Origin of the sequence: Spirosoma lacussanchae (genome assembly GCF_005870035.1) — a bacterium.
In the GTDB taxonomy this organism is placed as follows: domain Bacteria; phylum Bacteroidota; class Bacteroidia; order Cytophagales; family Spirosomataceae; genus Spirosoma; species Spirosoma lacussanchae.
Genome location: NZ_SWJG01000003.1, coordinates 202,392 through 214,291, shown reverse-complemented (window position 1 = coordinate 214,291; position 11,900 = coordinate 202,392). Strand labels below are relative to the sequence as shown.

General features: G+C 54.1%; 10 protein-coding genes. 5 read left to right on the top strand and 5 right to left on the bottom strand.

The window, feature by feature from the left end:
* Position 1: 1 nt before the first annotated feature.
* Positions 2-565, bottom strand: a complete 564-nt coding sequence (locus tag FBR45_RS14140) for a hypothetical protein (protein WP_246082239.1) — start codon at positions 563-565, stop codon at positions 2-4.
* A 1,129-nt stretch (positions 566-1,694) separates the two neighbouring features.
* On the opposite strand from FBR45_RS14140, the gene FBR45_RS14135 reads away from it, so the two are divergent.
* From FBR45_RS14135 to FBR45_RS14125, 3 genes are all read left to right on the top strand, one after another.
* Complete coding sequence (locus tag FBR45_RS14135) at positions 1,695-2,432, top strand: LytR/AlgR family response regulator transcription factor (protein WP_138503417.1); 738 nt, start codon at positions 1,695-1,697, stop codon at positions 2,430-2,432.
* 47 nt (positions 2,433-2,479) lie between these two features.
* Positions 2,480-4,555, top strand: a complete 2,076-nt coding sequence (locus FBR45_RS14130) for a tetratricopeptide repeat-containing sensor histidine kinase (protein WP_138503415.1) — start codon at positions 2,480-2,482, stop codon at positions 4,553-4,555.
* A gap of 389 nt (positions 4,556-4,944) precedes the next feature.
* The gene (locus FBR45_RS14125) at positions 4,945-6,303 is read left to right on the top strand and encodes a sensor histidine kinase (RefSeq protein ID WP_138503413.1); all 1,359 of its coding nucleotides are present in this window, start codon (positions 4,945-4,947) and stop codon (positions 6,301-6,303) included.
* On the opposite strand, the gene FBR45_RS14120 is transcribed toward FBR45_RS14125, so the two are convergent.
* On the bottom strand, positions 6,296-7,276 hold the full coding sequence (locus tag FBR45_RS14120) for an FAD:protein FMN transferase (RefSeq protein ID WP_246082238.1): 981 nt from the start codon (positions 7,274-7,276) through the stop codon (positions 6,296-6,298). The genes FBR45_RS14125 and FBR45_RS14120 overlap by 8 nt on opposite strands.
* Before the next feature lie 86 nt (positions 7,277-7,362).
* Between FBR45_RS14120 and FBR45_RS14115 the strand changes: the two genes are divergently transcribed.
* On the top strand, positions 7,363-7,569 hold the full coding sequence (locus tag FBR45_RS14115; protein WP_138503411.1) for a hypothetical protein: 207 nt from the start codon (positions 7,363-7,365) through the stop codon (positions 7,567-7,569).
* Positions 7,570-7,587: 18 nt separating this feature from the next.
* Here the strand turns inward: FBR45_RS14115 and aroC are convergent, their stop codons facing one another.
* Together aroC and FBR45_RS14105 are read right to left on the bottom strand one after the other, a co-directional pair.
* Positions 7,588-8,667, bottom strand: coding sequence for a chorismate synthase (gene aroC, locus FBR45_RS14110; RefSeq protein ID WP_138503409.1), 1,080 nt, complete (start codon positions 8,665-8,667; stop codon positions 7,588-7,590).
* Positions 8,664-9,983 carry a BatD family protein gene (locus tag FBR45_RS14105; protein ID WP_246082237.1) on the bottom strand — a complete coding sequence of 440 codons (1,320 nt, stop codon included), beginning with the start codon at positions 9,981-9,983 and terminating at the stop codon, positions 8,664-8,666. Before FBR45_RS14105 ends, aroC begins: the two co-directional genes overlap by 4 nt.
* Before the next feature lie 219 nt (positions 9,984-10,202).
* Here FBR45_RS14105 and FBR45_RS14100 point away from each other — a divergent pair, with 219 nt between their 5' ends.
* Positions 10,203-10,406, top strand: coding sequence for a hypothetical protein (locus FBR45_RS14100; protein WP_077923087.1), 204 nt, complete (start codon positions 10,203-10,205; stop codon positions 10,404-10,406).
* 74 nt (positions 10,407-10,480) lie between these two features.
* Here the strand turns inward: FBR45_RS14100 and FBR45_RS14095 are convergent, their stop codons facing one another.
* A complete protein-coding gene (locus FBR45_RS14095; RefSeq protein ID WP_138503405.1) occupies positions 10,481-11,875 on the bottom strand; it encodes an MBL fold metallo-hydrolase RNA specificity domain-containing protein in 1,395 nt (464 codons plus the stop codon).
* Positions 11,876-11,900 lie beyond the last annotated feature (25 nt).

Here is an 11,900-nt window from a genome sequence, read left to right as displayed (position 1 = left end):
TTTATTTGCTTAGGGTGGGTGCTGTCAACGTACAATTAGTACAGACCGTACCTCCATTGGCATAGTTCTGTATATAGAGGTTATTGGCCCCCAGTATATCGTTGGCCGAGTACATGGTATTGGCAAAATCGCCCCCCAGCATACCGGGCACGCTCGAATTCGGATCGACACCGTTGATGTAGAGCCGCAGGCCTGGCAAACAAACGCCCCCCGGCAGGGTAAAGTGAAACAGTAGTGTTTCCTGGTTCGCTGTCAGATCTACTTTCAGACCGGTAGAGCCAACACCGTGAAAATCGGACCCCTGTACATCGTAGGCCTGCGAGTTGTCTGTCCAGCCACCGGCGGCTACACTAGTGACAGTAAATGCCGCGTTGGCCAGGGACGAGGGCGTAACCACCGATACCTGCGCACTACCCCAGTTATACTGACTCTGGGTGAAATTGGGCCGGGCGTACACCTCGTAGCGGGCTTTGGGAATGTCGTACCGCAGTGTGTAATCAACCGTCTGGGCCATTCCGACTAAAGACAGGCTCAGCAGACAGATAGTCAGGAGAACTTTTTTCATGATCGTAAACAACAAATTGAGAGGTATAGGGAGCGTAGCTAAACGCTACGCTCCCGTTTATTGGAATTACGGAATCTGTTCCAGCATGAAATCGAAGTTGTACAACTGTCCGCTATTCATCTGGGCAGGGCTCTGACTGGGAGTTTCGGGGATATTGACCACCTGGTTTCGCTGTAAACTGACCAGGCGTTCCAATGCAAAATGACCAGGATATACGGCTGTAAATCAGTCCGTTGTTACCAATGCTTCTTTTATGTCCCTTGGTCAGTTATTCGCGAAATGCAGTGCTCTCAATGACTGAAATTACCACGCCATAGGCCCAACCAGATACCGATACTGGTTGAGACATGAGCAGAAGAGCTAAACAGCCATAGACACAGTAGGTCCAAAGTGCCATATGTCCATTTTGTAAAACGTCAGTAACCATGTTCATTTCTATGCTGTGTTTATACTTTTCACGTTTTCACTACCTGATGGGACTGGCTTGCCGGCTACCGAAGCCGCAGGGTTTATCTCTCCCGGATAACGGCTAAAAAAGCAGGCACTCGAAAAGGCCCGCTTCCTTCCTAACCCCACCTGACCAGATCTAACGGTATAGCATATACGCATCTCGCCCAATCCCAAAACTTTTCTGCTTTGAGTCTGTATGAACATAATGTTGTGGGGGTTACCCAGTCTGCTGGCTAATAGCTACGCCACTACCGGCATGGACGGAGTTAACATGAAAGAATGTTCATAAAAACCAGGTATTAACCCCAAGCGATCCTTATAAACTTGTTTGTCTTCTTTCCGCACATACAGTAAGCTAAACTATTGCCAACTGTGGCCTGAAGGGGGTTACAGCACTCATATGGGCACAAATACTATCTGAATAGCTTATTTTTTTATCCGAATATTAATTTTCTATGGATGAACATTCATCAGATCAGCTGCCAATCTGTAACCAATAAATACTTACGCCCAATTCCAGTATTTTTACACCAAATAATCTTTTACTAACTATGTAATTCAAATTACGGCTGTCGTAATTAAGTAGTTTTACTTGCCCATTTAGCACTATGCCATGATTTTTGCTAGCTCATGATTAACTAATCGTATTGTAGTCACATATCCGTAACCTGACTCACCCATGTACTGCTGCCTAATCGTTGACGATGACCCGGCTTTTTCTGAGCAGCTCATTACGTATCTGGCAAGAACAGCCCTTTTTTCAGCGCCCCTGGTTTGTCGTACAGCGGAAGAAGCCTTTTCTTTACTGAACACGAATCCGATCAACCTGCTTCTGCTGGATTATGAACTCCCAGACATGAATGGTCTCGACCTGCTGGCTTGCCTGCCGCAGCCTCCGCAGGTCATTATCACAACGGTTCATGTACAGCCGGCGGTGGCCTGTTTCGATATTGATGCGGTGGCCGATTTTATTACTAAACCGTACAGCTACCCACGATTCCTGCGCGCTATCCGTCGTGCGCTGGGGAGCCAGATTCAACCGTTAGCTACTACGACACCTGACAAACCGGCCGCTATCAACGACGACCGGTATATTTACTTCAAGTCCGGTCGGAAACTGAACCGCTTCGTGCTGGACGATATCGTGTATGCCGAAGCATACGGTGCCTATACAAAAATTCATACCCTGACGGGTTCGGTAGCCATTAACCAGCGGTTGGCCACGCTCCAGAATGAGCTGCCCGCCAACCGATTTCTGCGCGTTCATAAGTCGTTCATCATTAACGCCCTGCATCTGAGCAATCTGGAAACCCACCGCCTGCATGTTCTATCGCACAAAATTCCGATTGGTATCACCTACCGGCCGGCCGTGCTCCAGTTTATGCAGCAAGCCGGTATTACAGAAGCTATCAGCTAAGTTCGCCCCACCGCACCGACGACTATCCTCTCCTCTCTCCACCGACCATGAAACTGCTGTTCACGGGCATCGCCCTGCTCGTATTTCAGACTACCTGGGCGCAGTCTTACTCGATTGCCCAACTCCGCCAGCAGCTGACAGAGGCCAGGCACGATACCGTACGCATAAGACTGTATAACGAATTGGCCCAACTGTTCAATCAGCAAAAAACGCCCGACAGCGCCTATGTCATGGCTATGGCAGGCATTAAGCTAGCCCATCAACATAAACTGGCTCTAGAGGAAAGTCGGTTATACATGCATCTGGGTAACTATTATAAACGGTTGAATCAGTACAGGGAAGCCCGGGGCGCTTTTGCAACGGCGATTCAAATAGGGAAACAGACCGGCATCACCCCTCTCCAGTGTAAACTACTGTACCGGCTGGCCTGCGTATATGGTGATCTTGGGGAGTATCATAAACTTGTCGAAACCATTTCGGCTTCCCGTGATATGGCCGAGCAACTCAATGACAGCATTCAATTATTTTATGCCTATGATTTGCTCGCGTCAGTCAATTGGGATATAAACAATCGTCCGCTTGCTCTGCAGTATGTGCGCAAGCTTCACCAGCTAGCCAGACAAATGGTGGCTAATGATCCGGGCAAACAGAAATACATGTTGTTCGCCGAAGAAGTCTTAGCCGATTTATACGAAAAAAACGGACAGTATGCCAGAGCCTACCTTTACCGTAAGCGGGCCTTTTCTTACTACATCGCTCACAAAAGCGTTACGAATTTACCCGTGAGTGTTGTCATGGTTGCCAACAACCTGGTCAGGCAGCAACGGTCCAGAGAAGCAATTGCCCACCTGGATGAGTCGTTTCGGCGCGGGTATATTTCTCCTACTACGTCAACAAACGTCTTTGAGATTTATGCCCTGGCTTACCAGCAACTTGGCCAGTTTGACAAATCTCTATTCTATGCCCGGAAAGCCTATAAACTAGCTCTTCAAAAAAAGCATTCGAAGCACACCATATCCGCCCTGACGACACTCATCGAGCTGGAAGAATATAGGAAGCTGTACACCGATGCGCTAACGCACCTGCGCCAGCTCCATGAGATCAGGGATAGTTTGTTTACGCTTGAGAAAAGTAAGGCGATAGCGCAGGTCGAGGCCCGGTATCAACTCACTGAGCAGAAACAAACCATTGAGCTTCTGCGTAAAGATTCCGCCCTGCGAAAAATCAGTCTGGCCAAAAGTGAAAGTGAATTAACGAATCAGCAGCAGCGGCAAACCATACTGACCCTGTTTGCCTTGTTGTTGGTGGTGAGTGTGGCCTTCCTGTTCACTACCCTCCGGCGCGAAAAGACTAACGCTCGCCTGCTGGCGGCCCAGAAAGAGGATATTGAGGACAAGGCTAATCAGCTACAGGCCGCCAACGCGCTCAAAGATAACCTGTTCACGATTATTGGTCACGACCTGCGCAGCCCCATTGCCTCGCTAAAAGCCCAGCTTACGGGTATCAAAGAAGGATTCGTTTCGCCCGACGCGTTTAGCGCGCGCGTCAGCCTGCTCTCCCAGAAAGTGGACAGTGTCTATACTACCCTCGATAACCTGCTTCATTTTTCACTACTCCAGCAGAAAGGTCTGCATTCTAGGCTGACACAGGTCGAGCTGGCCGAAACCATCGAGTCGGTCGTTCAACTGTACGACGCCGAGATCAGAGCCAAACAACTGATTGTGCATAAAACATACAGCCCAGTGGTAGTCTGGGCCGATGAGCATCAGTTGCATATCATAGGGCGCAATATTCTGCAGAACGCTATTAAGTTTACCCCCGCTGGCGGGTCTATCCAGCTGATCACCCGGCGCCAGAACGACTACGCCGTACTGCTTATTAAAGACTCGGGTGTAGGTATGGAAACCAGCCAACCGGCCGACCAGGCCAACCGGCACCTCTCCAGGCGGGGTACGGCCGGCGAGCACGGTACGGGCCTGGGCCTACAAATCTGCCGGGAACTGGTTCAGCTTAACAAGGGCCAGCTTCACTTCGAAAGCACACCCGGCCAGGGCACCACGGTAACCGTTGGGTTTCCGGAATACCAGCAGGCTACTGTACCAACAGCCGTCCTTCTACAATAGCCAGCCTATATATTTAACTGGACAAATGGCCGACTGACGTTTTCTCCGTTATGGTACTTTTCTTGTCATACTGGCGAAGGCAGCCCCCCGATTACTCACCCATGCGATGCTTCCTTCGTCGGCATGACAAAAAAAAACAGGAGGAGCCGACAAACATAGCAGACCAGAGAACCAGCCACTCGAAAGACTGGTTTGACGCTGTCTGAGCGCCTTAACGACCCATACCCAGCTAACTACCGACCGCCTTGCGAGACAAGGGGCGGCTGTCTTTTTGCGTACATACTGGCCTATCCGCTCCATAGATGAGTTACGTAATGGCCCGGCTAACGTCTACAGTACCTTAAACGAGACCACCTTGTCGGGAAAGGCGTTTACGTTACTCTTTGTACATGCAAAACCAGCTCAATCAGGCTATGCCCTGGCCGTTCAGGCTTCCCCGCCGGATGCTTCTAAACGGTAACTTCTCGTCTTTATCTCCGTTCGACCAGCTCCGGCTGATCACCCTGCTGCATATTGGCTGGTACGGCATGGTCCTGCTCGGGCTCATCGTGTCAGTCAGCATGGCAAACGGCCAGTATGATCGGGCTCAGTATAACCTGATTGCCGTTCCAGCTTTTCTGGTGCCTACGCTCTGGCTGGCGTACCGACACAAGGTGCAACTAGCCTCCTGGTATCTGCTCATCGCCATGTACGTGACCACGATCTGGGGTATTTATGTTCGACTGATCGACAAAGCCGATGTACACGTCGAACTGCTCTTTATCATGATCGGTATTTTTTCGATCATCCTGATCAACAGCCGGGCGTCGCTGATTCTCTGCACTATACTGACCATAAGCTACTTAGCCGCCAGACTGATTACCTTTCAGCAGCTGCAACAACCGGTCGAAATGGGCCAGCTCATTACGGGTGTGGCCACCTTTATAGCGCTTATTTACGTTAGCTATACCGTCAAAAAAACGGCCATCCAGATTCAGCGAACCATAGCGGTTCAGAACCAGGCGCTCAGTGAGTTGAATACGATGAAAGATAACCTCTTCGCTATCATCGGTCATGACCTGCGGAGCCCGGTGGCCGGTCTGAAAACCCAGCTCATGGCCGTGAAGGCGGGCTACACCTCCGGCAATCAGTTTGCGCAACGCATCGATCAGCTGGCCCAGTCGGTCGATAGTGTTTACCTGACCCTCGATAACCTGCTCCACTGGGCCATGCTGCAGCGCGAACGGATCAACCCCAATCCCGTTTCCCTCGATCTGTCGAAAATTGCCGACCCCATACTGCTGTTGTATGTATCGGATATTCAGCGTAAGCAGCTTACGGTAACTACCCACCTCGATGCCGCTCCGGCGGCCGTTGACGAACACCAGCTCTCGATCGTTGTTCGAAACCTGATTCATAATGCCATCAAATTTACCCCCCCGGCCGGCTCTATTCACCTCTCGACGTCGACGAACAACGGGCAGGTCTCGCTGACGGTTCAGGATTCGGGCATTGGTATGCCCATACCGGACCAGGCCGAGTCCAGCGGGTCGGTCGTACAGAGTCGCGGCACATCGGGCGAACGGGGAACCGGGCTGGGCCTCCAAATCTGTCGGGAATTCATACGGCTCAACCAGGGCAACCTTCATATTCAGAGCGAACCCGGCAAGGGCTCAACGATAACGATTTCGTTCCGGCTAGATAAAAGCAAAAAGTCTGCCAATCGATCAAATTCGATAACCAAATTTGACCCGGTAGAATCTATCTGACCGGAAACCCGGCCGAACGCCAGTGCCGCTGCTGCCCATTCTTCATGTCGATCCGGTACAACTCCGTATCCGGAAACCGCTTCAGTAACCGACGGCTCCGGCGCCGACCGGCAACGCTGAATACTTTTGTGAGCGCATCGGCCCGCCAGCCGTCGGGCGCCAGCACGGTAGCCCGCACCGACTGCCGAATACCCAGCCCCGAGCGTGGGTTCATGATGTGGGAGTAGCGCCGGCCCCGGTAGTCGAAATGGCGATACAGGTCACCGGAGGTGGTAATGGCGGCCCGGCGTAGATCTATGGTTGTGGAGTCGACCCCAACCCGCCACGACCCCTCACCTGCTAGCACGTCGCCCCCCAGATCGAGCAGAAAAGCGGTCAGGCCCAGCCGACGCAGCAGCCCGGCGGCTTCGTCGATGGCAAACCCCTGCCCAATACCGCCCACGTCGAGCCGCATACCGGATCGGGTCAGGCGCACCGCCCGACGCCCACTATCCAGCTCCATATACCGATACCCCACCGCCCGGCGCGCCCGCCGGCGTTCAGCCCGGTTCGGCAGCGCCCGTTGCCGGACGGCCCGTCGCCAGAGCTGCGACAGTGGCCCGATGGTGGGGTCGTAGCGCCCGCCAGAGAGCCGGGCAATCAGCCGGGCTTTCCACAACACCCGAAACAGATCAGGCGATACGGGAACCCACTGGCCCGAGCCACTGGTACCGGACAGCCGGTTGATCTCCGACCCGTCGAGGTAATCGCTCATTACCTGATTCAGCGTATCCATCCGGGCACTCACGGCTGCGTTGGCGCGTTGTGCGGTCAGGCTGTCGGGCGCGTAAACAGTAAGCGTAAATTGCGTCCCCATCAGCCCCCGCCGAAACGTAAACCGCTCCGAACGAACTGGCTGGGCTAGCGAAGTATTAGCCAGAAACAGAACGAGCAAACCAAACAACCGCACCGAAAAAACCATTATTCTTAACATGAGGTCATAGCATAGCGTGAGCGGTAGGCAGTGGTGCCACCATTACCTACCGCTCACGCTATACTTACCCCTAATTACGATGTCGCATGATCACGATCCGCAATAAATTTATTCTGCTGGCCGCTGGCTTCTGGCTGGTCGGCATTTTGCTGGTGTTGCTGGGGGCCTACGGCAAAAGCGCGGGCTGGGAAGCCACTGGCCTCCTGCTCACGATTGGCGTCACGGCGCAGGCCATCGGATTCGGTTTCCTGGGCTATGTGCTGATGCAGGCCGTCTTCACCCGAAAGAAGTAACCCAAACATCCAAAATATTTACACCCGGGCGGCTTTGTTGCGGAGCATCATGTCGGCCAGCACCAGCGCAGCCATCGACTCAACGATAGGAACCGCCCGCGGCACGACGCAGGGGTCATGCCGACCTTTTCCCGATACCGTTACCGGCTGACCATGTACGTCTACACTGTCCTGGTCCTGCATAATCGTGGCAACGGGTTTGAAGGCCGTCCGGAAAAAGATATCCTCGCCGTTGCTGATTCCGCCCTGAACCCCGCCCGAATGGTTGGTTCGGGTGCGTACTGCGCCCCGGGCATCGGTATAAAATTCGTCATTATGCTGCGAACCGTATAGCTCGGCCCCGGCAAATCCGCTTCCGTATTCAAAGCCTTTCACGGCGTTGATGCTGAGCATGGCTTTTCCCAGTTCGGCATGAAGTTTGTCGAAGACCGGCTCACCCCAGCCCGCCGGAACACCCGTTACCACACAGTCGACCACGCCCCCGATCGAGTCGCCCCGCTTCCGGGTTTCGTCGATGTACTGAAACATCTGCTCCGCCACGGCCGGATCGGGGCAGCGCACGGCGTTCTCTTCGGCCAGCGCCAGGGTTAGCTCCTGATACGGCTTGTCGAGCTTCAGCGTACCGACCTGCGATACGTACGCCTGGATCTGCACCCCCTGCTGAGCAAGCAGCAGCTTGGCTACCGCACCGGCGGCTACGCGGGCGGCCGTTTCGCGGGCCGACGACCGCCCCCCCCCCCGATAATCGCGGGAGCCGTACTTGGTCTGGTAGGTGTAGTCGGCATGCGACGGCCGGAACTGTTCGGCAATATGCCCATAGTCTTTACTCCGCTGGTCGGTATTGCGAATGATCAGCGCAATGGGCGTTCCCTGCGTCTGTCCGTCAAATACGCCCGACAGCACCTCGAACTCATCGGCCTCGCGCCGTTGGGTCGTGATGCGCGACTGCCCGGGTTTGCGCCGGTCCAGTTCGTGCTGAATGAAATCGGTGTCGAAAGCCAGACCAGCCGGGCAGCCGTCGATAACGACGCCGATGGCGGGTCCGTGCGATTCGCCGAAAGTAGAAATCTTGAATAGGGTTCCGTAGGTACTGCTCATTTTCTAAAAAAGACAAAAATCATTCCCAGGAGCATCAACACAATCAACACGTTGGCGATGGCCCTGATCAACGCTGAGACCTGAATGGGTTGCTCTGTACTATCCAATACATCGATGCCCGCATATAACGACCGCTCACTGCTGTCATCCGTCGGCTGGTTAGCCGTGAGCGTGTCCATAGCCGCATTGGCCGTCGTGTTCAGCGACGCCTGCCCACCCACCAGCAACTGCAGTCGGGAGCGCAGGGTATCATAACGAGCCCGTTGCGGGTCGAAATATATCCATTGAAATTGGTTTGCCAGCGTAACGGACCCGTTTCGGTGGGGCACCAGAAAGTACGAGAACGATTTTCGGCCCGTAATCCGGTCGCCGGTCCGGTTGATGACATGCCGCGATTCGGGTGGAAACACCTCCAGCTCGGTCGGATTACCTGTCGTTGTCGGGTTGGGCAAGGTCGCTATGTTGCCTTCGCCGGCTATGGCAAAAGAATAGCGGACGCTCTGCCCCAGTCCAACCCGCTGTCGGCTCAACCCTTCTTCGAGCCGAAACAGACCAACCGGCACACGCCCCCGCAGCGGATGCGCCGGCAACGCCCGCACCTCTACCGCAACGGGTCGGCTGGTAAAAGAAACCGGCTCGGGCTGGGTAGTGGCCGGGCGAGTCTGCGTGAGCTGGAGGGTAACGGCAGGCACACGCAGCGGCCGGACAGCCAGCGGAAAAAACTCGGCCCGGTATAGCTGATATTGCCGGTATTTTTTCCCGGCTACCAGCACGGGCGAGGGCTTCAGGTCGGTTATGTTCCAGTTCTCCTCCCAGGCATTAACGGGTCTGATCTGCTTAATGATTGTCTGAAGCTGCTTGTCGAGGGCGGTGAAGCTCAACTCGTAGGGGTAGTTGTCAGCTACGAAAAACGACAATGTCATGCCGACCCCTTCGCCCGCGTAGATTGCCGATTTGCTGGTCTGGAGTTGCAGAAAAGCCGCGTTGCCCGAAGGCACCACTGGCGGGGGCAGCGGGTTCTGGAGCGATGACGAAACCACGAGTTCGGCCCCCTCCGATCGAACCGGCGTACCGTTTATGACAATCACAAACGGCGGCAGGCGATAGCGGCCGGGGGCGCGGGCCTGGTAATTCTGGGTAATAATCTGATTGGTAACGGACTTACCCCCCACTTCGGTCGTGGTTACGCTGGCCGAGGTTCCTTTTTTAACGAAACCCGCAATATCCGGAAACGTTAGTATCGGCCGGGTGTCGCTATTGGTAATAGTTACCGTGATGACAAATGGCCGTTCAATCGGAAAATTGGGTTGGCCCAATTCTATAACTGCTGCATTATCAATTTGTTGCCCAAACGACACTATTCGTAAACAAAAATATAATCCAAGAAATTTGCGGAATATTGCAAAGGACATAGCTATTTTTGGGCAACAAATTCGCGAACAAGCCGTTCCATTTTTAGTTAGATACGCGTACCAAGAACCTACAAACCTCTTTTTTCATTCATCGGCTCCTCTAACCAGAAAACGTTTAAACGTATGCTTTCCATGCTCGAGTACATCAAGACGATCCTTCAGAAGGTGAGTTTTGACAAAGCCCTGTTCGAGAAAGAGTTGGCGAAAGCCATTCAGATGCTGATTCCAGATGAAGTCAAACAGCTCAAACGCTGGTGTTATGCCCAATTTGGCAAAGTCTATCGCGCTGTACTGAATCGTTGCTTCGCCCGGGTTCGCTTTACCTGACGACTCTTTCTTTTTCCTGACCGCTCTTAGCCCCCGGCCACCAGGCCGGGGGTTTTTCATGTGTATCCAGTGCCTTACAAATCGACCTTATCCATCATGTCGGGTATCTGCACATCGGCAAACCCGGCGGCTTCGAGCTTTTCTTTCCAGACCAGCTGTTTGTCATACTCGCCATGGACCAGAAAAACGGTTTTGACCCGACCTGGGTCCTGGCAGCCCAGGAAGTCGAGCATCTCCCGGTAGTCGCCATGGGCCGAAAACGAGTCCATCACCTCAACCCGCGCGTTTACGGGGTAGCGTTCGCCGAAGATCGTTACCTCAGCATCGCCCCGCTTCAGCGCGCCACCCAGGCTGTTGGGCGATGCGTACCCAACCAGCAGAATGGTCGTATTCGGGTTCTCGATGTTGTTTTTGATGTGGTGTTTGATGCGCCCGGCTTCGGCCATACCCGAGGGAGCAATAATGATACACGGTTCCCGCTGGTCGTTGATGGCTTTCGATTCGTTGACGTCCGACACGTAATGCAGGTTTGGAAACTCAAACGCATCGCCGTCTTTCTTGATGTAAGCCAGAATCTCGGGGTTGAAATCGTCTTCGTGATTACGCATGACCTCGGTTGCTTTCACCGACATGGGACTATCGATGTAGACCGGCAGCCGCGGCAGCAGGCCTTCGCTCGATAGCTGGTCGAGGGCGTAAATCAACTCCTGCGTCCGGTCAACGGCGAAGGCCGGAATCAGAAGTTTACCCCGTTTTTTTACGCAGGTATCCTCTACAATGCGCAGCAGATGCGCTTTCATATCGGGCTCGGCTTCGTGAATGCGGTCGCCGTAGGTCGATTCGCAGAGGATGTAATCGGCCTGCGGAAACGGATCGGGCCGACGCAGGATTTTATCGTCAGGACGGCCAATGTCGCCACTGAAGAACAGGCGCTTTTCCTGTCCCTGCTCCCGAATGGTCAGGCTTACGGCCGCGCTGCCCAGCAGGTGGGCCGCATCGGTCAGCAGCCCCGTTACGGTATCGCCGATGGCAAAGGGCTGGCCGTACCGAACCGGCTGCATCTGGCTCAGGGACTGCTCAACGTCCTGCTCGTCGTAGAGGGCTTCGAGTTCGGGTTGCCCCCGCCGGGACCGACGTTTGTTGACCCGGTCGAGGTCGCGCTCCTGAATGCGGGCGCTGTCCATGAGCATCACATTGCAGAGATCGATGGTTGAGGCCGTCGTATAGATCGGTCCCCGGAAGCCCTGCTTAACGAGCCTGGGAATAAGACCGGTATGATCGATGTGGGCATGCGACAGGACCATATAATCGACGCGGGCGGGATCGAAGCCAAAAGTCTGGTTCAGCTCGTCGGTATTGATGCCCTGAAACAACCCGCAGTCGAGCAGAATCTGCACGCCACGGTCGGTCGTAATGAGATGTTTGCTGCCCGTCACAGTGCGGGCGGCACCGAAAAATTGAATGGTCATTGGCAGAACAGCCGGGTTTAGGTAT

What these genes read in the sequence shown, in the direction of transcription:
- FBR45_RS14095 (WP_138503405.1), bottom strand. Translation starts at nt 11,875, where the DNA reads ATGACCATTCAATTTTTCGGTGCCGCCCGCACTGTGACGGGCAGCAAA.
- FBR45_RS14135 (WP_138503417.1), top strand. Translation starts at nt 1,695, where the DNA reads ATGTACTGCTGCCTAATCGTTGACGATGACCCGGCTTTTTCTGAGCAG.
- FBR45_RS14100 (WP_077923087.1), top strand. Translation starts at nt 10,203, where the DNA reads ATGCTTTCCATGCTCGAGTACATCAAGACGATCCTTCAGAAGGTGAGT.
- aroC (WP_138503409.1), bottom strand. Translation starts at nt 8,667, where the DNA reads ATGAGCAGTACCTACGGAACCCTATTCAAGATTTCTACTTTCGGCGAA.
- FBR45_RS14115 (WP_138503411.1), top strand. Translation starts at nt 7,363, where the DNA reads ATGATCACGATCCGCAATAAATTTATTCTGCTGGCCGCTGGCTTCTGG.
- FBR45_RS14125 (WP_138503413.1), top strand. Translation starts at nt 4,945, where the DNA reads ATGCAAAACCAGCTCAATCAGGCTATGCCCTGGCCGTTCAGGCTTCCC.
- FBR45_RS14140 (WP_246082239.1), bottom strand. Translation starts at nt 565, where the DNA reads ATGAAAAAAGTTCTCCTGACTATCTGTCTGCTGAGCCTGTCTTTAGTC.
- FBR45_RS14130 (WP_138503415.1), top strand. Translation starts at nt 2,480, where the DNA reads ATGAAACTGCTGTTCACGGGCATCGCCCTGCTCGTATTTCAGACTACC.
- FBR45_RS14120 (WP_246082238.1), bottom strand. Translation starts at nt 7,276, where the DNA reads ATGTTAAGAATAATGGTTTTTTCGGTGCGGTTGTTTGGTTTGCTCGTT.